This is a genomic window from Nocardia carnea (assembly GCF_029868325.1).
Taxonomy (GTDB): domain Bacteria; phylum Actinomycetota; class Actinomycetes; order Mycobacteriales; family Mycobacteriaceae; genus Nocardia; species Nocardia carnea_C.
In genome coordinates, this window is the sequence record NZ_JARWNW010000261.1 from 51,651 (window position 1) to 71,892 (window position 20,242).

General features: G+C 67.9%; 18 protein-coding genes. 8 read left to right on the forward strand and 10 right to left on the reverse strand.

What is annotated here, in order from left to right; all coding sequences use genetic code 11:
* Positions 1 to 3: 3 nt before the first annotated feature.
* Together QH196_RS24085 and QH196_RS24090 are read right to left on the reverse strand one after the other, a co-directional pair.
* Complete coding sequence (locus QH196_RS24085) at positions 4 to 555, reverse strand: nuclear transport factor 2 family protein (RefSeq protein WP_280418092.1); 552 nt, start codon at positions 553 to 555, stop codon at positions 4 to 6.
* 44 nt (positions 556 to 599) lie between these two features.
* Positions 600 to 806 carry a ferredoxin gene (locus QH196_RS24090; RefSeq protein WP_280418093.1) on the reverse strand — a complete coding sequence of 69 codons (207 nt, stop codon included), beginning with the start codon at positions 804 to 806 and terminating at the stop codon, positions 600 to 602.
* 319 nt (positions 807 to 1,125) lie between these two features.
* Between QH196_RS24090 and QH196_RS24095 the strand changes: the two genes are divergently transcribed.
* From QH196_RS24095 to QH196_RS24115, 5 genes are read left to right on the forward strand one after another with little or no spacing between them, the layout of a single operon-like run.
* Entirely contained in the window at positions 1,126 to 1,554 is a 429-nt protein-coding gene (locus tag QH196_RS24095) for a carboxymuconolactone decarboxylase family protein (protein WP_432279549.1), read from the forward strand.
* A 59-nt stretch (positions 1,555 to 1,613) separates the two neighbouring features.
* Positions 1,614 to 2,483 carry an LLM class F420-dependent oxidoreductase gene (locus tag QH196_RS24100; protein ID WP_280418094.1) on the forward strand — a complete coding sequence of 290 codons (870 nt, stop codon included), beginning with the start codon at positions 1,614 to 1,616 and terminating at the stop codon, positions 2,481 to 2,483.
* Between the two features lie 2 nt (positions 2,484 to 2,485).
* Positions 2,486 to 3,781 (forward strand): glycosyltransferase family 4 protein, encoded by a 1,296-nt coding sequence (locus tag QH196_RS24105; protein WP_280418095.1) that lies wholly within the window; start codon positions 2,486 to 2,488, stop codon positions 3,779 to 3,781.
* Positions 3,775 to 4,506 (forward strand): class I SAM-dependent methyltransferase, encoded by a 732-nt coding sequence (locus QH196_RS24110; protein WP_280418096.1) that lies wholly within the window; start codon positions 3,775 to 3,777, stop codon positions 4,504 to 4,506. The genes QH196_RS24105 and QH196_RS24110 overlap by 7 nt, the downstream gene beginning before the upstream one ends.
* Complete coding sequence (locus QH196_RS24115; RefSeq protein ID WP_280418097.1) at positions 4,493 to 5,557, forward strand: prenyltransferase; 1,065 nt, start codon at positions 4,493 to 4,495, stop codon at positions 5,555 to 5,557. Before QH196_RS24110 ends, QH196_RS24115 begins: the two co-directional genes overlap by 14 nt.
* Positions 5,558 to 5,684: 127 nt before the next feature.
* Here QH196_RS24115 and QH196_RS24120 read toward each other — a convergent pair whose 3' ends face one another.
* The 3 genes from QH196_RS24120 to QH196_RS24130 form a co-directional block, all read right to left on the reverse strand.
* Positions 5,685 to 6,551: an LLM class F420-dependent oxidoreductase gene (locus tag QH196_RS24120; RefSeq protein WP_280418135.1), complete on the reverse strand. Its 867-nt coding sequence runs from the start codon at positions 6,549 to 6,551 to the stop codon at positions 5,685 to 5,687.
* 66 nt (positions 6,552 to 6,617) lie between these two features.
* Positions 6,618 to 7,448: a class I SAM-dependent methyltransferase gene (locus QH196_RS24125; RefSeq protein WP_280418098.1), complete on the reverse strand. Its 831-nt coding sequence runs from the start codon at positions 7,446 to 7,448 to the stop codon at positions 6,618 to 6,620.
* Between the two features lie 618 nt (positions 7,449 to 8,066).
* Positions 8,067 to 8,450 carry an ArsR/SmtB family transcription factor gene (locus QH196_RS24130; RefSeq protein WP_280418099.1) on the reverse strand — a complete coding sequence of 128 codons (384 nt, stop codon included), beginning with the start codon at positions 8,448 to 8,450 and terminating at the stop codon, positions 8,067 to 8,069.
* Between the two features lie 41 nt (positions 8,451 to 8,491).
* On the opposite strand from QH196_RS24130, the gene QH196_RS24135 reads away from it, so the two are divergent.
* Entirely contained in the window at positions 8,492 to 10,531 is a 2,040-nt protein-coding gene (locus QH196_RS24135; RefSeq protein ID WP_280418100.1) for a heavy metal translocating P-type ATPase, read from the forward strand.
* A 169-nt stretch (positions 10,532 to 10,700) separates the two neighbouring features.
* On the opposite strand, the gene QH196_RS24140 is transcribed toward QH196_RS24135, so the two are convergent.
* Together QH196_RS24140 and QH196_RS24145 are read right to left on the reverse strand one after the other, a co-directional pair.
* Positions 10,701 to 11,387 (reverse strand): TetR/AcrR family transcriptional regulator, encoded by a 687-nt coding sequence (locus tag QH196_RS24140; RefSeq protein ID WP_280418101.1) that lies wholly within the window; start codon positions 11,385 to 11,387, stop codon positions 10,701 to 10,703.
* 185 nt (positions 11,388 to 11,572) lie between these two features.
* Entirely contained in the window at positions 11,573 to 11,989 is a 417-nt protein-coding gene (locus QH196_RS24145) for a Fur family transcriptional regulator (protein WP_280418102.1), read from the reverse strand.
* A 555-nt stretch (positions 11,990 to 12,544) separates the two neighbouring features.
* On the opposite strand from QH196_RS24145, the gene QH196_RS24150 reads away from it, so the two are divergent.
* Both QH196_RS24150 and QH196_RS24155 read left to right on the forward strand, forming a co-directional pair.
* The gene (locus tag QH196_RS24150) at positions 12,545 to 14,395 is read left to right on the forward strand and encodes an ABC transporter ATP-binding protein (protein WP_280418103.1); all 1,851 of its coding nucleotides are present in this window, start codon (positions 12,545 to 12,547) and stop codon (positions 14,393 to 14,395) included.
* Positions 14,392 to 16,137, forward strand: a complete 1,746-nt coding sequence (locus QH196_RS24155) for an ABC transporter ATP-binding protein (protein ID WP_280418104.1) — start codon at positions 14,392 to 14,394, stop codon at positions 16,135 to 16,137. The genes QH196_RS24150 and QH196_RS24155 overlap by 4 nt, the downstream gene beginning before the upstream one ends.
* A 204-nt stretch (positions 16,138 to 16,341) precedes the next feature.
* On the opposite strand, the gene QH196_RS24160 is transcribed toward QH196_RS24155, so the two are convergent.
* The 3 genes from QH196_RS24160 to QH196_RS24170 all read right to left on the reverse strand — a co-directional run bounded on the left by QH196_RS24160 (position 16,342) and on the right by QH196_RS24170 (position 20,207).
* A complete protein-coding gene (locus QH196_RS24160) occupies positions 16,342 to 17,721 on the reverse strand; it encodes a salicylate synthase (protein ID WP_280418105.1) in 1,380 nt (459 codons plus the stop codon).
* Between the two features lie 226 nt (positions 17,722 to 17,947).
* A complete protein-coding gene (locus QH196_RS24165) occupies positions 17,948 to 19,180 on the reverse strand; it encodes a cytochrome P450 family protein (RefSeq protein ID WP_280418106.1) in 1,233 nt (410 codons plus the stop codon).
* Positions 19,181 to 19,193: 13 nt separating this feature from the next.
* Positions 19,194 to 20,207, reverse strand: coding sequence for a methyltransferase (locus QH196_RS24170; protein ID WP_280418107.1), 1,014 nt, complete (start codon positions 20,205 to 20,207; stop codon positions 19,194 to 19,196).
* Positions 20,208 to 20,242 lie beyond the last annotated feature (35 nt).

Here is a 20,242-nt window from a genome sequence, read left to right on the forward strand (position 1 = left end):
GAGTCACCACAGCGACGCCGGCGCGGTGCCGATCCTGTACCAGCCGGGCAGCCGGGAGGCGGTGGATTTCGCGATCCGCTCGTTCATCGGCTCCGACATCACCTTGTTCGTCATCATCTCCAGGAACAGCGCCGAGACGTTGCCGAAATCGAAGAAATCGCGCTGCCAGGACCACTGGTAGTTGCCGCCGTACCGGAACCAGCTGCCGCCGATCCCGTTCACCGTGTACAGGCTGCCGTCTTCCCGGGGCGTGGTGGTGTACTGCTGCTTCCAGAATCCGATGCAGTCGCCGCTGCGCTCGTCGATGACGAACTGCTGGTACGGGTACTCCCAGCCCTGCAGGCCCTCCATCTCCTGGCCGAGGGCCAGTTCGCGGATCTCGTCGCGGCCCACCGCCATGAACTCGTCCTTGGGACCGTAGTTCCAGCCGTAGGTGGCATCCTCGGTGTACATATCGGCCAGCGGCTTCCAGTCACCCAGCTTCTCGCAGCGCTCGTTCTCGGCGATCCAGCGGCGCACCATCTCGTCGAGTTCGGCGCGATCGAAACCTGTCATCGGTGTTGTTCCCTTTCGAAAAGAACCTGTGGAGCTGTTGTCGGTCAGTCGGTTGCGTCGTCGGCGACGAGCAGGAGGGCCTGGGTCGGGCAGTAGCGCACGGCATTCTCGACATCGGCCTTGTGTTCCGGACCGGGGGTGGGGTCGAGGATCTCCACCTGGCCGCGTTTGGGTACGGCGAAGATGTCCGGCGCCTCGGCGGCGCAGACGGCGTGCCCCTGGCACAGGTCCATATCGGCCACGATCTTCATGGTGTGTGCTCCCTCGGCGTCGGATATTCCGAGAACGAGTTCTTCCCGGTTCGCGCGGGGCGAACCCCTCGGGAAGACACATTGCTGGACATGTGTCTGGACGCTACCACCGGCAACTGCGTCCGACAACGATTCAGCAATTTTTCCAGAACCGGGCGCCGCGACGGGCCGATTTGCGAATGCCTGCACCGGCGGCGGCCGACTGGTCGGCGACGGGGCCGACGAGAACACGTTCTTGCGTGGCGGAGAGTGTCCGAATTATATTCCGTACACCTGTCCAGACACTTTCGCCGGACCGTTGCGGCGCCGAAGGAGCAGCATGACCGATCCCACGACCCAGCCCGCGGCGAACGACCCCGCCGCGCACCCCACGGTGCGGGAGCGGGGCCTGGCCAAAATGGCGGAAGTCTACGGATGGGAATTCCAGGACGGCCCCGGCGACCATTTCGCCGTCACCGCCGACCACCTGTTCGCTGATATCTGGTCCCGCCCCGGGCTGTCGCTGCGGGACCGGCGGCTGCTGCTGCTCGGCGCGCTCACCGCGCAAGGCCTGTTCGATGTCGCCGGTATCCAGATCGGCGCCGCACTGAAGAACGGCGAACTCGACGAAACCGCGTTGCGTGAAATCTCCCTGTTCCTGTGCCACTACGTGGGCTGGCCCGCCGGCACCTCGCTGGACCATGTGATCGGCGCCCAGATCGATCAGCACGCCAAAGCCGCGAAGAAGGCCGACCGCAACGGTCGGTGACCACCTCCTCCGGGACGCTGCCGCGGCCCGCTCCACATTCCGACAGACAAGGCTCAGGTATGCGTTTCGGCATCGTTCTGTTCACCAGTGATCGCGGGATCAGTCCCGCCGCCGCCGCCCGCGCGGCCGAGGACAACGGATTCTCCTCGTTCTACGTCCCCGAACACACCCATATCCCGGTGAAGCGCGAGGCCGCGCACCCGCAGACCGGGGACGCCACCCTGCCCGACGACCGCTATATGCGCACCCTCGACCCGTGGGTCTCGCTGGCCATGGCGGCCGCCGTCACCGAACGGATCGAACTCGCCACCGCGGTCGCGCTGCCCGTCGAACACGACCCCATCACCCTCGCCAAAACCATCGCCTCCCTCGACCACCTCTCCGGCGGCCGGGTCACCCTCGGCGCCGGTTTCGGCTGGAACACCGACGAGCTGGCCGACCACGGCATCCCCGGCAACAAACGCCGCACCGCGCTGCGTGAATACCTGGAGGCCATGCGCGCCCTGTGGCGTGAGGACGAGGCCTCCTACGACGGCAACTTCGTGCAGTTCGGGCCGAGCTGGGCCTGGCCCAAACCGGTCGACCGCACCGTTCCCGTGCTCATCGGTGCGGCAGGCACCGAACGCACCTGCGCGTGGATCGCCGCCCACGCCGACGGCTGGATCACCACCCCCGGCGAAACCGATATCTCCGGCCGCCTGGCGACCCTGAAGAAGGCGTGGGCCGATGCCGGCCGCGAAGGTGCCCCGCGGGTGGTGGCACTGGACTTCAAACCCGACGCCGACCGGCTCGCCGCCTGGGCCGCCGACGGCGTGACCGATGTGCTGTACGGGTTGCCGGACAAGCCGGAACCGGAGGTGCGTGCCTACCTCGAACGGCTGGCTGGCAAACTGCGGGACATGAATTCGATCACCCGTGAGGTCAGCTAGCCGTGCGAATTGCCTTGTTGTCCTACCGCAGCAAGCCTCATTGCGGTGGGCAGGGGGTCTATGTGCGCCGGCTCAGCGCCGGACTGGCCGAACTCGGCCACCAGGTGGAGGTGTTCTCCGGCCAGCCGTATCCGGCCGACCTCGACCCGCGCGTGACCCTGACCGAGGTGCCCAGCCTGGACCTCTACCGTGAGGACGACCCGTTCCGCACCCCGCGGCCCAGTGAGATCCGCGACCGGATCGACCTGCTGGAACTGGCCACCATGTGGACCGCCGGATTCCCCGAACCCCGCACGTTCAGCCTGCGGGCGGCGCGGATCCTGCGCGACCGGGTCCAGGATTTCGATATCGTCCACGACAACCAGTGCCTGGGCAGTGGCCTGCTCGATATCGCGCGGCGGCTGCCGCTGGTCGCGACCGTGCACCACCCCATCACCAAGGACCGGGAGGTCGATCTGGCGGCCGCGATCTGGCGGCGCAAACCGCTGGTGCGCCGCTGGTACGGGTTTCTCGGTATGCAGCAGCGCATCGCCCGGCAGATCCCCGATCTGGTCACCGTCTCCACCTCGTCGGCGACCGATATCGCCGACGATTTCGGTGTGGACCCGGCGCAGCTGAAAGTGGTCCCGCTCGGCGTGGACACCGAATTGTTCGCGCCGCGCGGGCCGCGGGTGCCCGGCCGGATCGTCGCCGTCGCCAGTGCCGACAAACCGCTCAAGGGCATCTCCCATCTGCTGCAGGCACTCACCCGGCTGCGGGTCACCCACAAAGTGGAACTGCAGCTGGTCGCGAAACTGGAACCGAACGGGCCGACCGAGAAACAGATCGCCGAACTCGGGCTCTCCGATATCGTCACCGTCCGCGCCGGGCTGACCGATACCGAACTCGCCGAACTCCTCGCCTCGGCCGAGATCGCGTGTATCCCGTCGCTGTACGAGGGCTTCTCGCTGCCGGCGGTGGAAGCAATGGCCTCGGGGACTCCGCTCGTGGTCAGCCGCACCGGCGCCCTGCCGGAGGTCGTCGGCGAACCCGGCGTCTGCGCCGAACTCACCGAACCCGGCGATTCGGCCGCCCTGGTCCAGGTGATCGGCCGCCTGCTCGACTCCCCGCAGACCCGGCAGCGTATGCAGGCCGCGGGCCGGGACCGCGCCGTCTCCGTATTCAGCTGGGAATCGGTGGCCGCGCAGACCGTGCAGGTGTATCAGAACGCGATCGACCGGCACGCCGGGCGCGTCGCAGGCGACCGGGCAACCGGCGTATCCGCCCAGCTCACCACCACAGGAGGCGCCTCGTGCTGACCGTCGACTTCGACCGCGCCGGCATCGGGCCGGGCACCCGGGTCATCGATGTGGGCTGCGGCGCCGGCCGGCATTCCTTCGAGGCCTACCGCCGCGGCGCCGATGTGGTCGCCTTCGACCAGGACGCCCCCGAACTCGCCAACGTCGCCACCATGTTCGAAGCCATGGCGCAGGAGGGGGAGGCCCCGGCCGGCGCGAAGGCCGAAGCGGTGGAGGGTAACGCCCTCGACCTGCCCTACGGTGCGGGCGAATTCGATGTCGTGATCGCCTCCGAGATCCTCGAACACGTGCCCGCCGACGACGCCGCCATCGCCGAACTCGTACGCGTGCTGCGCCCGGGCGGCCAACTGGTGGTCACCGTCCCGCGCTGGCTGCCCGAACGCGTGTGCTGGGCGCTGTCGGACGAATACCACGCCAACGAGGGCGGGCATATCCGCATCTACAAGGCGGACGAGCTGCGTGACAAGATCACCGCCCGTGGGCTGCGGCACACCCACCGCACCCATGTGCACGCTCTGCATTCGCCGTACTGGTGGATCAAATGCGCGGTCGGTGTGGATAAACCCGATCATCCGCTGGTGCGCGGTTACCACCGGATGCTGGTGTGGGACATGATGAAACAGCCCCTGCTCACCCGGGCCGCGGAAAAGGCACTCGACCCGTTGATCGGTAAGAGCGTGGCCCTGTACTTCAGCAAACCGGCGGTGACCCGTGCCGCCAGTTGAGCTACCGTCGGTGCCCTCGGTCCTCACCCGCCGCCAGTGTCTGCAGACCGCGCAATCCATCGCCGCCGAGCAGGAACCCTCGGGCGCCATCCCCTGGTTCTCCGGCGGCCACACCGACCCGTGGGACCACGTGGAATCCGCGATGGCGCTCACCGTGGCCGGGCTCCGCGACGAAGCCGTCGCCGCGTACACCTGGTCGGCCCGCACCCAGCGACCCGACGGGTCGTGGCCGATGCAGTTCCGCGACGGCGAAATCGAAAACGCCGCCACCGATGTCAACTTCTGCGCCTATATCGCCACCGGCCTCTGGCACTACCTCGCGACCACCGGTGACACCGCCTTCGCCGCCGATATGTGGCCGGTGGTCCGTGCGGCCATCGACCTCGTCGTCGACTGCCAAGGTGACCAGGGCCAGATCTACTGGCTGCGCGACGGCACCGATATCCTGCCCGAAGCGCTGGTGACCGGTTCGGCCAGCATGTACCACAGTCTCGGCGCCGCACTGGAATTGGCGCGCCGCCTGGGTGACCCGCACCCCGAGTGGGAACTGGCCCGCACCCGGCTCGGCACCGCGCTGCGCGAGCATCCTGAGCTGTTCACCGCGAAAGACCGGTACTCGATGGACTGGTACTACCCGGTCCTCGGCGGCGCGTTACGCGGCCCCGCCGCGCGGGCGCGGATCGCCGAACGCTGGGATACGTTCGTCGTCGGCAATATCGGTATCCGCTGCGTCTCCGACCGCCCCTGGGTCACCGGCGCCGAAACCTGCGAACTGGTGCTGTCGCTCGACGCCCTCGGCGACCGCGAACGCGCCCACCAGCTGTTCGCGAATATGCAGCATCTCCGCGAAACCGACGGCTCGTACTGGACCGGCCTGGTCTACGCCGACGGAAAACGCTGGCCGGTGGAACGCACCACCTGGACCGGCGCCGCAGTGATCCTCGCCGCCGACGCCCTCTCCCGCACCACGCCCGGTAACGGCATCTTCCGCGACCTCGCGGCCGACGCCGTCCCCGCCCAGCCGGTACCGCTGCCGGTCAGCAGCGGATAACCCCGCTTCGCCGAGCCCGATGCCGGGCGACGGGCTGGTCACCGACGACGACCACCGGGTGGTGGGACAGATTCTCGATTCCGCATGCCGGTTCCGCTCCTCCCGGTTCTGACCCACCCCGGCGGCCTCAGAGATCGGCGAGCTGCGGTACGACCGGCGCCACGCGATCGACCCACGCCGCCGGCGACCCACCGGGCGGCATCACGATCGCCGTGTGCACACCGAGATCGGCGTAACCGGACATCTGCCGCACGAAATCGTCTAGTGCGGCCGGGTCGGGGCTGCCCGCGAGCACGGTTTTGCGGATCCGCTCGTAGTCGGTTCCGACGTCGTCGCAGTGGCGCCGCAGCACATCGAGCTTGTGCGCGACCTCCTCCGTACCGGAAGCGAACAGGTTGCAGGCGTCGCCGTAGCGCGCCACCAGTCGCAATGTCCGCTTCTCACCGCCGCCCCCGATGAGCACCTTCGGCCGGTGCAGCGGCTGCGGCGCGCACAACGTCTCGGCCAGCTGGTAGTACTTGCCCTCGAACGGCCCGTTGTTGTCCGGATCCCACATCTGCCCGCAGATCCGCAATGTCTCCTCCAACCGGTCGAACCGTTCGCCAGTCGCCGGATACGGCACCCCGAGCCCGTGATGCTCACGTTCGAACCAGGCGGCGCCGATCCCGAGCGCCGCGCGGCCCCCGGAGAGCACATCCAGCGTGGTGACGATCTTGGCGAGCAGCCCGGGATGCCGGTAGGTCACACCGGTCACGAGTAGGCCCAGTTCGATCGTGGAGGTGTGCGCGGCCATGAACCCCAGGCTGGTGTAGCCCTCCAGCATGTTCGCTTCCGCGGGCAGCCCGGTCGGTTCGATCTGGAAGAAATGGTCCATGAACGACAACCAGCTCGCCCCGGCGGCCTCCGCCGCCGCGCCCACGCGTGCCAGTTCCCCGGCAATGGCGGCGGTCCCGCCGTCGATCTCGAAAATCGGAACATGGAAGCCGAGTTCCATACTCATCCCCTTGTGATGGTGGGTGATCGGGTCGATCACACGCTACGACCTGGAGAGCACTCCAGGTCAAGTGTGTCGTGGAGTGTTCCGAACCGGAGGCCGATCCGTTGCCTCGGCCGCCGTGGCGAGGAGGTAATCCAATGGCAGGAGAAGATGATCGCGGCGGTGCTCCGCCCGATGCTCGACGAACCGGCGCAGATCCCGGTGTAGCTCGTCCCAGCGACCCTCCGCTGTCAGCCTGTCCTGTTCGCTCATGACGTGGCCCGCAGTGCGAACCAGGAATTCGGCAGCCTCCTCCGAGGCAGAGAACCGCAGGATCACCTGTCCCGACGAGGTGGCCGTGACCCGTAGGCGATGGGGTTCGAGAATGCCGGCGAGCGCGCTGGCCTCGCCCCAGCGGCTGGGCGGGCCGCTGCCGGCCGGCGGTGGCGGCAGGTACGCGCTGAGCACCTGCCCCATCGCAGGCAGCACGCTGCCGGGCTGCCACGACGCCAGCACCACCCGCGCGCCCGGTGCCGCGACCCTCGCGAGCTCGCGGGCCGCGGCCTGATGGTCGGCCGCGTACATCACACCGAATACCGAGAGCACGACATCGGCCGATCGATCCGGAACGGGAAGGGCCTCGAGCTCACCACACAGCCATTCGAGGTCGAAACCTGCACAGCGAGCGCGTTCCTCGGCCAACCGCAGCAGCGACGGTTCGAAGTCGATGCCGGCCACTCGGCCGCCGCGCCCGGCCGCGAGCAGCGCCGCGTTCCCTGTGCCGGTAGCGATATCGACCACGCGGTCACCCGGGCCGACAGCGGCCGCCTCGACAGCCGCCTCCGCGACGGGCTGCAGATAACGGCCCATCGAGGGGTAGTCACCGACACCCCACGTCGTCATCGGACTGTTCACTCGCCTACCTCCTGAAAGCAGGAGGCGCCCTTGACCGTGTCGACCGGAGTCGAGCGTGGCGGACCGGGTCCGTCGCAGCGCCTCTCGCTCCGGATAAGGATGCCGACAGCCTAGCGAACCTGTGTCCGCGGTCGACCGGCTCCTCGATCGTGAACCACCCGTCGCGCCGGGAGTCGCGTGCCTGACCCGGCATGGAGGCATCGGCACAGTTCCTACCGGAGCCGCCGGGAATCACCGTCCTGAGCATCTCCGGGATCGGGGCCCCGCGCGGCAACAGCGCCTCGACCTGGCCGGGTGTGTACGACTACGGCAACGCGGCACCCAACGCGCCCGACCCAACGGCCGCGCCCCGCGGAATCCGGTGTGTTGAGTCGCGCCGTTCCTTTCGAATCGGGCTGATCCCAACCGGGCGGGCTGGGGCACGGGTGGCGCAATAGCCATGAAACCGCTTGTCCACGCCGGTCGCAGTCGTCCGTGCCCCGGCGTATTCTCCGAGCCCCGCACGCGCCGCTGTCGTCGACATCGAGGTACCACTGCCTTTCGGCGTCGGAGACGAGACCGAAGCAGGAGTCGCCGTGCCTGGGAACCATCGCGTCCACATAGACCAGCGAGCTGATGTCACGCGGGTGTCTGCGTGGCGGGCGTATCGGTGTCGTCGTGGTCGGCGAGGCCGAGGCGCAGATGCTCGCTGTGGTAGACGGCCTCGTCGAGCAGTTGGGCGACGTGGTTGTCGTATAGGCCGTAGACGATACTGCGACCCGACCGGGTGCCGGTGACCAGGCCGAGGTTGCGGAGCAGCCGGAGCTGATGCGAGACCGCCGACTGTTCCATACCGACCGCTTCGGCGAGTTCGGACACCGCACGTGCGCCCTGGCGGAGTTCGGTGAGGATCAGCAGCCGGCTCGGGGTGGCGAGCGCCTGCAGTGTGGTCGCCACCCGTGCGGCGGACTCGGCGTCCAGGCGCGCGGCCGGCCGGTCACGGCCTTCGACCCCATGTCCCATGGGGAGGGAGTCTAGCTCATTCATATTGAACGAATGAATACATGTTCATTTGTTCTGTTATGGTGAGCCGGTTGTGCTCCGAGCTCTGGAGGTTCCTCGTGGTTTCGACCACCGTCACGAACGGCCGACCGGCCACCACGCCGGTGGTCCGGACCGGCCTGTTCACGCTGCCCGAGGTGCGCTGGGCGGGCGCTGCGCTGCTGCTGTTCCTGCTCGGCCTGATCACGCAGTGGCTGGGGGCGCCGGCATGGCTGTGGTGGGCGCTGTACCTGGCCTGCTACGCCACCGGCGGCTGGGAACCGGGACTGGCGGGACTACGGGCGTTACGGGAGAAAACGCTCGATGTGGACCTGCTGATGGTGGTCGCGGCCATCGGTGCCGCGGCAATCGGTCAGGTATTCGACGGTGCGCTGCTGATCGTCATCTTCGCGACCTCCGGGGCCTTGGAGGCGCTGGCCACCGCGCGGACCGAGGATTCGCTGCGCGGACTGCTGGGCTTGGCCCCCGAAACCGCCACCCGGCTCACCGACGACGGCGGTGAGGAAACCGTCGAGGCCGCCGGCCTGGCAATCGGTGAGGTGATCCTGGTCCGCCCGGGCGACCGGATCGCCGCCGACGGGACGGTTGTCGCCGGAGCCGGGGAAGTGGATCAGGCCACCGTCACCGGGGAATCGATACCGGTGGACAAATCCGTGGGCGACGAGGTGTACGCCGGAACTCTCAACGGCACGGGCGCCCTGCGGATCCGGGTGGACCGTCGCGCCGAGGACTCCGTGGTGGCCAGGATCGCCGGACTGGTCGAAGAAGCCGGCCGGACCAAGGCGAAAACCCAGTTGTTCATCGAGAAGATCGAGCAGCGGTACTCCGTGGGCATGGTGGCGGTCACCCTGGCCGTGTTCATCGTGCCGCTGCTGTTCGGCGCCGACCTGCAATCCGCGCTGTTGCGCGCCATGACCCTCATGATCGTCGCCTCCCCGTGTGCGGTCGTGCTCGCGACGATGCCGCCGCTGCTGGCCGCGATCGCCAACGCCGGCCGCCACGGCGTGCTGGTCAAATCCGCCGTGGTGATGGAAAAGCTGGGCACCACCACCCGCGTCGCGTTCGACAAGACCGGCACGCTGACCCTCGGTGTTCCCGAGCTCCTCGAAATCCGCCCGATGTCCGGAATTCCTTTCTCCGAGGAACAGCTCCTGCGGCTGGCCGCGGCCGCCGAATACGGCAGCGAACACCCGCTGGCGGCGGCGGTGGTGCGCGCTGCTCGCCGCCGTGACCTGACCCTGCCTGTCGCCGAGGACTTCGGCACCCGGCCCGGCCGGGGTGTATCGGCCGTGGTGGAAGGGTATTTCATCCGGGTCGGTTCCCCCGCGGCGCTGCTCGGGGCCGACGATCCCGCGGCCGCCGAGGCTGTCGCTGTCGCCGACGAACTACAGCGCGGTGGGCATACCGCTGTGGTCGTCCTGTGCGACCGGACCCCGCTCGCCGTTCTCGGCCTCGCCGACCGGTTGCGTCCCGAGGCCGCCGCGGCTGTCGCGGCGCTCACCGATCTGACGGGAACCACGCCCACGCTGCTCACCGGTGACCACCCCGCCACCGCCGCCCGGCTCGCCGAACGGGTCGCCCTCACCGACGTGCACGCCGGACTGATGCCCGAGGACAAGGTCGCCGCCGTGCGCCGGTACGAGTCCGCCGGCGAGCGGGTTACCTTCGTGGGTGACGGCGTGAACGATGCTCCCGCGCTGGCCGCCGCCCATGCCGGAATCGCCATGGGCGGAGCGGGATCCGATCTGACCCTGCAGACCGCCGACGCGGTGGTGGTCCGGGACGATCTGACCGCCATTTCCACCGTGATCGCGCTGGCCCGGCGCGCCCGCCGGATCGTGCTCGCCAACCTCGCGATCGCGGCCGGCTTCATCACCGTCCTCGTCGTCTGGGACCTGGCCGGGCATCTGCCGCTACCGCTCGGCGTCGCCGGTCACGAAGGCTCGACCGTGATCGTCGGTCTCAACGGTCTGCGCTTGCTGTCGCGCCGCGCGTGGGACAAGGCCGGTCGCAGCGGGCCGGCGGCCGCGGCCCGTCTGTGATGGCCGGCGGTGACCTTGGGTGTGCTGTCGGGATTCGGGCGCATGGAGCCGGAAGCAGGATTGGCCGGTGGTCTACGCGAGCAGGCCGCACGCGGTATCGACCGCCGGGGTCGAGTGCGCGGAAACGGCGTGCCCGTGTCGTCCGAAGAGGTGGGCGCCGTGCCCGGAGCTAGGAAATCCTGGACCGGTCGAGGTTTGCCACCAGGCCGTCGATGATGTCGCGCGCGGCTTGCGACGCGTCGTAGCCGGCCATCGCGGCTGTCCACTGTGGCAGGAGGCGGACCACGGAAGGGAAGTCGCCGAGCTGCTCCGCGGTGGCGGACTCGGTCCAATGCACGGGTGCCTTCCCGTGCCGGGCGGCGGCCGAGCGTTCTTCGGCCGCTCTCCGGGTGCTGAGCTCGCCGAGCGTGAAACGCCACAGTACCGAGTACATGTATGCCGCATAGGTGTCGTCGGCGCCGAGGGCCTTTGCCGTGGTGATGAATTCCTCGAGGATCCACATCGCCGCGCGGCCGTAGGTTTCGCCGGTGTTGAGTATATCGACCACCCACGGAAGTTCGTGCAAGGTGTCGATCAGGTAGATGATGATCGCCGCCAGCCGGTTTCGAGGATCGGCGGGGAGTTGCGGACGCTGAAGCTCTTCGGCGCGTGCGTCGAGGACGGCGAAGAAAAGCGCGCTCTTGGTGGGGAAGTGGTGGTAGATCGCGGCGGTACTGACGTCGAGGCGGCCGGCCAGCCGCCGCATGCTGAAGGTCCTCGCGCCGTCGGCGGTGAGCATCTCGTCGGTGGCGGCAAGGATCGTTTCGCGCTCGAGGCGAACCGGTCGGCCGCGTTTGCGGGGCGCGGAGTTCGACACGAGGTCCCATTGTGCGTAGGGCGCTGCCGACCGCACCGGCCGGGGTGCTCGGGATGCGTCGGGGAATGCGGGAGGTTGCTGTGACCGGCCGCGATGCGGTCGTCGCCACACGCGCTCCGGCCACTCGAACAGTTGTCCACCAGGATTCGAGCCGACCGGCCCTGCGGGTCCGGCGGCGGTACGGCTCAGGTGCTGCGGCACCGAACGCACACGCCGTCGAGTTCGAGTGTGTGCGCGATATCGGTGAATCCGGTGATCGTGGGCAGTCCGCCGATCCATGCTTCGACGACGTCTGCGTCCAAAACGGTGCTGTACCCGCATGCTCGGCAGATCAGATGATGCCGGTGCACGGACGATCGGCGCAGTTGGTATCGCCGTTCGCCGGTTTCCTGGCGGACGACGTCCAGGTGCTGTGCTCGGTCCAGTTCCGCCAGTGTCCGGTACACGGTGGAGATACCGATGCTATGGCCCGCCAGGCGCAGCCGGGTATGTAACTCCTGCACAGTGGTGAATCCGCCCTGTGCGTCCAGTGCGGACACGATCAACTCGCGCTGTCGCGTCCAGCGGCGCATTCCAGGGGCTGCTACATGCTCCCCGATCATGGGCCTAGTTGAGCATAAATGAAAAGCGTTTTCAACAATTGGTCGCTCGTGGCCCGGGGGTGGGTGCGCTGGATCGGATCGGTGTGTTCGCTGTCCATTTGCGCGTTGAGCGAACCGTGTCGACATGGCATGTGGGGTACGCTTCTTCTGCTATAAATACGCGTTCGTTAATTGCATGCGGAAAGCCTGGACTGTAGGTGGGCCCGGTGGCGGGTGTGGCGTGCGCGGGTGCTTTGCCCGGGTCGTTTGCCTATTCGATGGTGGCCCGGCCGGTCCGCGCCGACCGTGGTGGCCGCAGGGTGGCACCATTCGGTTGCCTCTCGTGCGCGGGGTCGAAATTGTGCCTCGCGGTTCGCGCTCCGGTGGTCGATGTGCCGACCGGGTGGGTCGCATCGGCGCCAGGGTTGTGTTAGCGTCCGGCTCACTCGATAATGAAAATCATTTCTAGGAAGCATGCTGTCGCCGCTGATCTGGCCGATCCCGTTCTGGTACCCGGGGGGCCCGTCCCTTGGGGTGGTGGCGGGAGCTTCGCGTAAATGACGGACAGGAGCCGTGATGGGTGGTGCCGGGATATCGCTCCAGGTAGACGATGTGGGGCAGGAACCCCGGGAAGCCGCGGCCGAAGCCGGGGTGACGCCCGGTAATGCCTTGTTCCGGGTGACCGAGCCGGTCCGCGGCCGGCTCGGTGCGTCGATGGTGATCGGTGCGCTCGGAGGCGCGGCCGGGGTGGCCGGTTTCGTCGGGCTGGCGCTTGCGCTGGGAGAACTGTTCGAGGCCGATACCGAGACCGGCGTGGTGGTGGCGTTCCTGGTACTGGCCGCGGCCGGGTTCCTCGTTCGATTCGCGCTGCGCGCCTGGTCTTTCCTGCTCTCACATCTCGCGTCGTTCGATCTCGAACAGCGGTTGCGCAGCGACCTCGCCGCACACCTGGGCCGGGTTCCGCTGGGTGAGGCGCAGCGCCTGGGATCGGGTGCCGTGAAGAAGGTCGTGCAGGACGATGTGCGCGGCTTGCATATGGCGGTGGCCGATGCGGTACCGCTGGCCGGGTTCACGGTGGCGCAGCCGATCGCGGCGCTGGTGGCTCTGGGGTTCGTGGATTGGCGGCTGTTGCTGGCGGTCGCATTGTTGCTGCCGGTGGTCTTCGTCGGGATGCAGCTGACCCTGCGGGATTACGTCGAGACCCGGCGTCGTTACGACGAAGCCAACGAAGCGATCAACGCGGCAACGGTGGAGTTCGTCCAGGGGATGCCGGTGGTGCGGACCTTCGACGACGGCACGGTGTCGTTCCGGCGCTTCGTCGACCGGGTCCGGCAGTTCAACGTGGCCACCACGGTCTGGCAGAACAACAATCGCACCGCGATGATCTTCGCCAATCTGACGGTGGCGCCGTTGCCGACCATCGTGATCGTAACCGCGGTGGGAATCTGGCTGACGGCGAACGGGTCGATATCGCCCGCACAGCTCGTTGCCGCGATCCTCATCGGCACGCTTCCGGTGGAATCGGTTGTGCCACTGATGAATCTGTCGAATCTGATCAACGATTCCAAGGCCGGTGCCGCGCGCATCGTCGAACTGCTCGATATCGAGCCGCTGCCGGAGCCGGAGAACCCGCAGTCTCCCGCCGATGGGTCGATCGTGTTCCGGGACGTGCGGTTCGGTTACCGAGGCGCGGAACGCGCCGCCCTCGATGGTGTGGACCTGACGATCCCGAGTGGCACGGTGTGCGCGCTGGTCGGTCCGTCCGGCTCGGGTAAATCGACGGTCGCGCGCCTGATCCCACGCTTCTGGGAGGTGGATTCGGGAGAAGTGCTCGTGGGCGGGGTGGACGTCCGCCGCATCGGCTCCGCGGATCTACTCGGCCGTCTCGCGATGGTGTTCCAGGATCCGTTCCTGCTCTCCGACTCCGTGCGGGAAAATATCCGGCTTGCCCGCCCGTCGGCCACCGACGCCGAGGTCGAGGCCGCGGCACGGGCCGCCCAAGCGCACGAGTTCATCGTTTCGGAACTACCCGAGGGCTATGACACACCGGTCGGTGAGCGCGGGGCGCGATTGTCCGGCGGACAACGCCAGCGGATCACCATTGCCCGGGCACTGCTCGCGGACGCGCCCATCGTGATCCTCGACGAAGCGACCTCGTTCGCCGATCCGGAGAACGAAGCGGCCATCCAGGCCGCCATCGCCGAGCTCACCCGCGGTCGCACGGTGCTCGTGGTCGCCCACCGCCTGTCCACGATCGTCGACGCGGACCAGATCGTGGTGCTCGAATCCGGTCGGGTGTCCGAATCCGGTACCCATACCGAACTACTCGCGGCAGGCGGCCGCTACGCCCGGCTCTGGGAGCACCACCAGCGTGCCAGGGACTGGGGCCTCGGCAGCGGCAAGAACACGGAGGCTACCGACCGATGAGACGAATCCTGGGACTGATGCTGCTCGCCGCCGGCGACTACCGGGACGAATTCCGCCGCACGCTGTGGTGCGCGTTCCTGGGCTCGATCCTGCAGGCGGCCGCGTATGCCACCCTGATCCCGCTCCTGTACGAGCTGAGCCGACCGGAGGTGAACACCACCGTCGTGTGGACCTGGTTCGGTGTGCTGGTGGCCTTCTGGGTGGCGCAGGCGGCATTCCACTACGGGCAGTTGCGGTTCGAATTCGGGAGGTGGGCCGATGTGCTCGCCGCTACCCGGATGCGGTTGGGCGACAAGCTGCGAACCATGCCGCAGGCCGACCTCGAACGCCGGGCGGCGGGCGACCTCACCACGGTGATGGGCAGCAATGTCGCCAACGCGACGATGAGTTCGTCCGGGATGGCGCTGCTGTTCATCCAGATGGTGACGGTTCCGTCGATCATCGGGGTGATCATCCTGGCGGTCGACTGGCGGCTGGGGCTGGTGCTCGCGGTATCGCTGCCGTTCGCGGTGCTGTTCGTCCGGCGAATCCAGCAGATCACCGGGGCGGGCGCGCGCCGCACCGATGCGGCCGATGCCGCGGCGGCGAGCCGGGTGGTCGAATACGTGCAGGGTCTGCCGGTGCTGCGCGCGACCGGGCAGATCGGCCGCTCCGCGCAGCGGCTGGTGGAAACCCTCGAAGAGCAGAACGAAGCCATGTCGGCCATGCAGAAGCGGCTGACCTGGCCGGGCCTGCTGGCCTCGAGTGTCGTCCAGCTCTGTCTCGTGGCGATGACCGCTACCGGGGCGGCAATGGTTCTCGGCCTGGACATGTCAGCGGCATTGCTCATCGCCGTGGTGGCCGCGGCCGTACGATTCGCCGAACCGTTGTCGGCCATGGCCAATCTCTCCTCGATTTTCGAGATCACCGATTCTGCGCTGGAACGGGTCGGTGAGGTGCTGGATGCGCCGGCGCTGCCCGTGGGTGACCCGGAGGCCCGGATCACCGCCTACGACATCACCTTCGACGATGTTCACTTCGGATACGCCGATGGCAGCCGGGTGCTGCGTGGGGTCTCCTTCACCGCTCCCGCTCGGTCGCTCACGGCCCTGGTGGGCCCGTCGGGTTCGGGCAAGACGACGGTCACCAGGATGCTGACCCGCTACGCGGACCCGGACAGCGGCACGGTGCGCATCGGCGGACAGGACCTGCGCATTCTCGATCCGGTGGAGATCTACCGCAAGATCGCGGTGGTCTTCCAGGATGTATACCTGTTCGACGATACGATCCGCGCGAATATCGCGATGGCCGCACCCGGCGCCACCCAGGAAGAAATCGAGGCCGCGGCGAGGGCGGCCAATGTGCACACCTTCGTCGAACGGCTTCCGCACGGGTACGAAACCCGCGTCGGTGAGATCGGTGGTGCGTTGTCCGGCGGTGAACGCCAGCGCATTTCGATCGCCCGCGCGATCCTGAAGAACGCGCCGATCGTTCTGCTGGACGAACCGACCGCGGCGCTGGACACCGAAAGCGAGGTCTACGTCCAGGAGGCCATCGACGCGCTGGTTGCCGAGAAGACCGTCGTCGTGATCGCGCACCGGCTCTCGACCGTGGTAGCGGCGGATCAGATCCTGGTTCTGGAGGACGGATCGGTTGCCGAACGCGGCACCCATCACGAACTACTGGCGCACCAGGGGCGCTACAGCGCGATGTGGGAGGCGCAGACTCGGGCGCGGCACTGGCGGGTCACCGCCTCGGCCTAGAGTGGGGAGTCGTCGTTGCTCTCGTCACCGGATCATCGGGGACGAGGGCAACGTTGTGTCCGGTGGGCCGCGGATCGCACGGATGCGACCGGAATGCCGGTCCAGGCAGGCGATGCTGTACACCCGTACTCAGGCCCCGGGCCGAGAACGACCGGGGGCTGGTTACCGTGGCCCGTCGTTTGTGTTCGGTGCCGGAATCGGCAATTACTCGTGGCCGCCGCGTTTTTCGGGGCGTTCCGGCACGAGGTAGGGGGCGATACAGGCCAGCTTTTCGCAGGTCTCCTCGTATTCGCGTGCGGGTGTCGAGCCGGTGACGACGCCCGCACCGGCACGGAGCCAGCTTCGTCCCCCGCGTTGATAGACCGCGCGCAAAACGAGGGCGGCATCGAGAAAACCGGTGCTGTCGGCTCGTACGACGGCGCCGCTGTAGAGGCCGCGGGTGCCGGGTTCGAGGTCGTCGATCGCGGCGCAGGCGGGTGCTTTGGGGATACCGGATGCTGTGATGGCGGGATACACGGCGGCCAGGGCGTCCCATGAGGTCCGGTCGGCGGGCAGCAGGGTCTCGACGCGCGACGCGAGATGCTGGACGCTGCCGCGCTCTTTCACGGTGAGGAACTCGCTGACCCGCGTGGTGCTGCCGACGCTGTCGAGTTCGGTGTAGGCCAGGCGAACGGAGGTGGCATGCTCGTAGATCTCTTTCGGATCGGACAGCAGATCATCCCGCAACGCTCGGTCGCGTTCGGCATCGCCGGTTCGGGCCCGGGTACCGGCCAGCGGCTGGGTGGTGGCCAGCCCGTCACCGTCGGCCTCCAGAACGGTCTCCGGGCTGACACCGGCAGCTTGCCATCCGCCGAGGTCCAGCAGGAACGATCGTGCCGGGGTGTTTTCCCGGCGGACCGTGGCGTAGGTGGCGGGCATGTCCACCGCGAAGGGTACGTCTACCCGGCGGGACATGATGACTTTGTCGAATTCACCGTGGCGGATCCGGTCCAGCGCCTCCTGCACGCGCAGGAGGTAGGCAGGGTCGACGGCATCCACGGCAACCGGTCTGGGCGCCGGCACAGCGGCGGAAGTATCCGGTAGGTCCAGTTCGAACGGTCCACCGAGGCACCGGGTGTGCACCGCGGTGTGGGTGATCTCCAGTTCCACCCCGGGCACCATGAAGTGGGCGAGGATATCGTCCGGTGCCGCGGTGGCCGGACGGCAGAGCTCGAAGCAGGCCCAGCCGTAGGCGCGCCAGCGGTGTACCGGTGCCCGGTCGAGTGCGGCGTGGATACGCGGCCAGGGATTGCCGCACCAGGATTCGGTGTGGTTGCCGCCGAGAGTGCTGTGTAGCCGATCCGGACCGACGGTTACCGCGCCGATCGGATTTCCGGCTATGTACCAGCGGTTTCCGTCTTCGTACACGACGTAGTCGGTGAGGTGTCCGGAGGCCGCTATGGCGGCTGCCAAGGTCAGTGGGTCGGAGTTGTGCGAACGCACGGTATGCGCATAGGCGTCGATGCCGAGTGCGGTGGTCCGGCTCATCGAGAACGCTCCGAGGAAATCCCCGCCTTCGGGCATGGCGAGGGATCGGAGGGCCATTCACGCATTCCGCTGGTTTTCGTCATTCTTGTCGACCGCCTCCAAGGGGTATGCCGCCGAGGAGTGGCGACGAAGTAGTTGTTGGTCCACAGCGTCGGGGGTCGGATCGAGATCGATCCGGTCGATGGATCACGGCCGGGGCTTCGGCAGTCATGGTCGTACTCCTTGGTGTTGTCGTGTTCGGGCCCGGCCACGGAACGTGGTGCCGGGTTCGCGAGGCGGTGAGTCAGAGACGTACCGGCAGATGGCGCAGGCCGCGTAGTCCCATACCGGGGCGCCAGCGCAGATCGGCCGGAGGAACGGCGAGGCGCAACCGCGGTCGGCGTGTGGTGAGGGTGGTCAGTGCGATGGCGACTTCGGTGCGGGCGAGGGCGGCACCCATGCAGTTGTGGATCCCGCCACTGAATCCGAGGTGGGGCCGGGGTGCGCGGTGGATATCGAAGCAGTGTGGGTCGGTGATGTGGGCGGGGTCGCGATTGGCGGCGGCGGTGCACACCAGGACTCGGTCGCCGCGGTCGATGCGCCGGCCGTCGAGTTCCAGTGATTCGAGTACGAGGCGTATCGTCGCGGATTCCACCGGACCCCAGTAGCGCATGGCTTCCTCGACGGTGGGCGCGGCCAGGTCCGGGTTGTCGCGAAGTGCGGCCCACTGGGCCGGGTGGGTGAGCAGGGACAGCGTTGCGCTGGCGATGAGGCTCGCCGAGGTCTCGAAACCCGCGGCGACGAGCAGGCCGATCATGGACGTCAGTTCGCCGTCGGACAGCGCGTCTGTGCCGGACTGCGGGTGGACCAGTCTGCTGGTCAGGTCGTCGCCGGGGTGGTCTCGTTTGAGGTGGAGGAGGTCGCGGGTGTAGCCCTCGAGCAGCTCGCGCAGGGCCGGGTCGGGGCCGGACAGCGGAGTGGAGGCGGTGGCCGCCCGAACGGCGAGGTCGCGCAGGCCGGGATGCCAGGCTTCGGGAAATCCGAGGATCTCCCCGAGTACCGTCAGCGACAGCGGATAGGCATAGGTGTGCAGCAGGTCCACGGTGCCGTCACCGTCTCGGGCCGCCTGCTCCGTTTCGTCCAGTAGCCGCCCGGCGTGCCGGACCACCGCGGGCCTGAGTGCGGTGACCGACCTCGAGGTGAACGCCTGTTGCGCGGCCCGCCGCAACCGGGTGTGCTCCGGTGGATCGGACAGCAACATGGTGTGAGGTGGTTCCGGGATCCGGGCTCGTGCCCGCGCGGCGAGCTGGCCCGGCGACAGGAGGGCGCGTGGGTTGTTCGCCAGCCGGTGGTCGCGCAGTACCGCCTCGGCCGCCGCGTATCCGGTGATCATCCAGAACCCCCGGCCCGGTTGTTCCGGCAGTTCGGCGAAGACGACCGGTGAGTGCGCGCGCAGTTCGTCGTAGACGGTGTGGGCTCGCTCGTGGAAATCGTCGGCCAGCAGGTCCACCACGATCGGGCGTGATTTGTCGGGCATGGGTGATATCCGTTCAGGCCGGTACTGCCTCGACCAGCGAGTACGACGTGGGCAGAACGGTCGGATGCACAGCGGTGACGCTGAATCCGGTACGACGGCACAGCTCTTCGTACTCGGTGCGGGTGCGTTCCTGGCCGCCCATGTTGACGAGCATGCTGATATCGGTGAGGTAGGGGGTCGGGTCGGAGGTGTCGACCACATCGGGCAGTACGGATTCCACGATCAGCAGGCGACCGTCGGCGGGCATCGCCTCGAGGCACCGTTCCAGGATGATGTGGCAGTGCTCGTCGTCCCAGTCGTGCAGGATGTTCTTGAGCACGTAGATATCTCCGCCCTCGGGTACCGCGGCGAAGAAGTCACCGGCCTCGATCCGGCAGCGATCGGCGACACCGGCGGCGGTCAGGGTCGAAGAGGCCTCGGCGACCCCGCTCGGCGAATCGAAAACCACGCCGTGGAGTGCGCGTGCGCCGCGCAGGATCTGCGAGACCAGGGTGCCGTCGCCGCCGCCGATATCGATCACGGTGTGGTAGCGGGTGAAGTCGTAGCTCACCGGGATCAGCTGGGCGATGGGCAGGCTGACCTGCCGCATGGTGGTGTTGAATCGTTCGGAGAGCTCGGGTTTGGTGGCGAGGAAGCTGAAGAAATCGGTGCCGTAGAGCCCTTCGAAAGTCGGCTGTCCGGTCCGTACCGCCTCCTCGGTGAGTTTCCAGGAGTCCAGCAGTGCGGGATCGGTGAACAGTAGTACGGCCGCCGCCTGGGAGTCCGGCCGATCGGTGCGTAGTGGTATTCCCGCCTGGCCCAACCGGAATGTGCCCGGCCGGGTTTCGACGACGATTTCCAGCGCGGCCAGCGCGCGGAGCAGCCGGGCGAGTGCGCCGGGATGGGTGCCGGTGCGCTCGGCAAGTTCGGGGTAGCCGAGTTCGTCGTCACCCAAGTGATCAGCGAGCCCGAGGCGAGCTGCGGTGCCGACGACCTGGGAGCAGATCGTGCCGAACATCATGTTCATGAGTCGCTGGTGAGATGCCATGCCTACTTCCTGTGCATCGCGGAAGCGGTGCGCCG

Coding starts and splice junctions, on each gene's coding strand:
- QH196_RS24095 (WP_432279549.1), top strand. CDS start 1,126: ATGACCGATCCCACGACCCAGCCCGCGGCGAACGACCCCGCCGCGCAC.
- QH196_RS24160 (WP_280418105.1), bottom strand. CDS start 17,721: ATGGCCCTCCGATCCCTCGCCATGCCCGAAGGCGGGGATTTCCTCGGA.
- QH196_RS24150 (WP_280418103.1), top strand. CDS start 12,545: ATGGGTGGTGCCGGGATATCGCTCCAGGTAGACGATGTGGGGCAGGAA.
- QH196_RS24145 (WP_280418102.1), bottom strand. CDS start 11,989: ATGATCGGGGAGCATGTAGCAGCCCCTGGAATGCGCCGCTGGACGCGA.
- QH196_RS24085 (WP_280418092.1), bottom strand. CDS start 555: ATGACAGGTTTCGATCGCGCCGAACTCGACGAGATGGTGCGCCGCTGG.
- QH196_RS24165 (WP_280418106.1), bottom strand. CDS start 19,180: ATGCCCGACAAATCACGCCCGATCGTGGTGGACCTGCTGGCCGACGAT.
- QH196_RS24135 (WP_280418100.1), top strand. CDS start 8,492: ATGTTCATTTGTTCTGTTATGGTGAGCCGGTTGTGCTCCGAGCTCTGG.
- QH196_RS24120 (WP_280418135.1), bottom strand. CDS start 6,551: ATGGAACTCGGCTTCCATGTTCCGATTTTCGAGATCGACGGCGGGACC.
- QH196_RS24170 (WP_280418107.1), bottom strand. CDS start 20,207: ATGGCATCTCACCAGCGACTCATGAACATGATGTTCGGCACGATCTGC.
- QH196_RS24090 (WP_280418093.1), bottom strand. CDS start 806: ATGAAGATCGTGGCCGATATGGACCTGTGCCAGGGGCACGCCGTCTGC.
- QH196_RS24155 (WP_280418104.1), top strand. CDS start 14,392: ATGAGACGAATCCTGGGACTGATGCTGCTCGCCGCCGGCGACTACCGG.
- QH196_RS24130 (WP_280418099.1), bottom strand. CDS start 8,450: ATGGGACATGGGGTCGAAGGCCGTGACCGGCCGGCCGCGCGCCTGGAC.
- QH196_RS24100 (WP_280418094.1), top strand. CDS start 1,614: ATGCGTTTCGGCATCGTTCTGTTCACCAGTGATCGCGGGATCAGTCCC.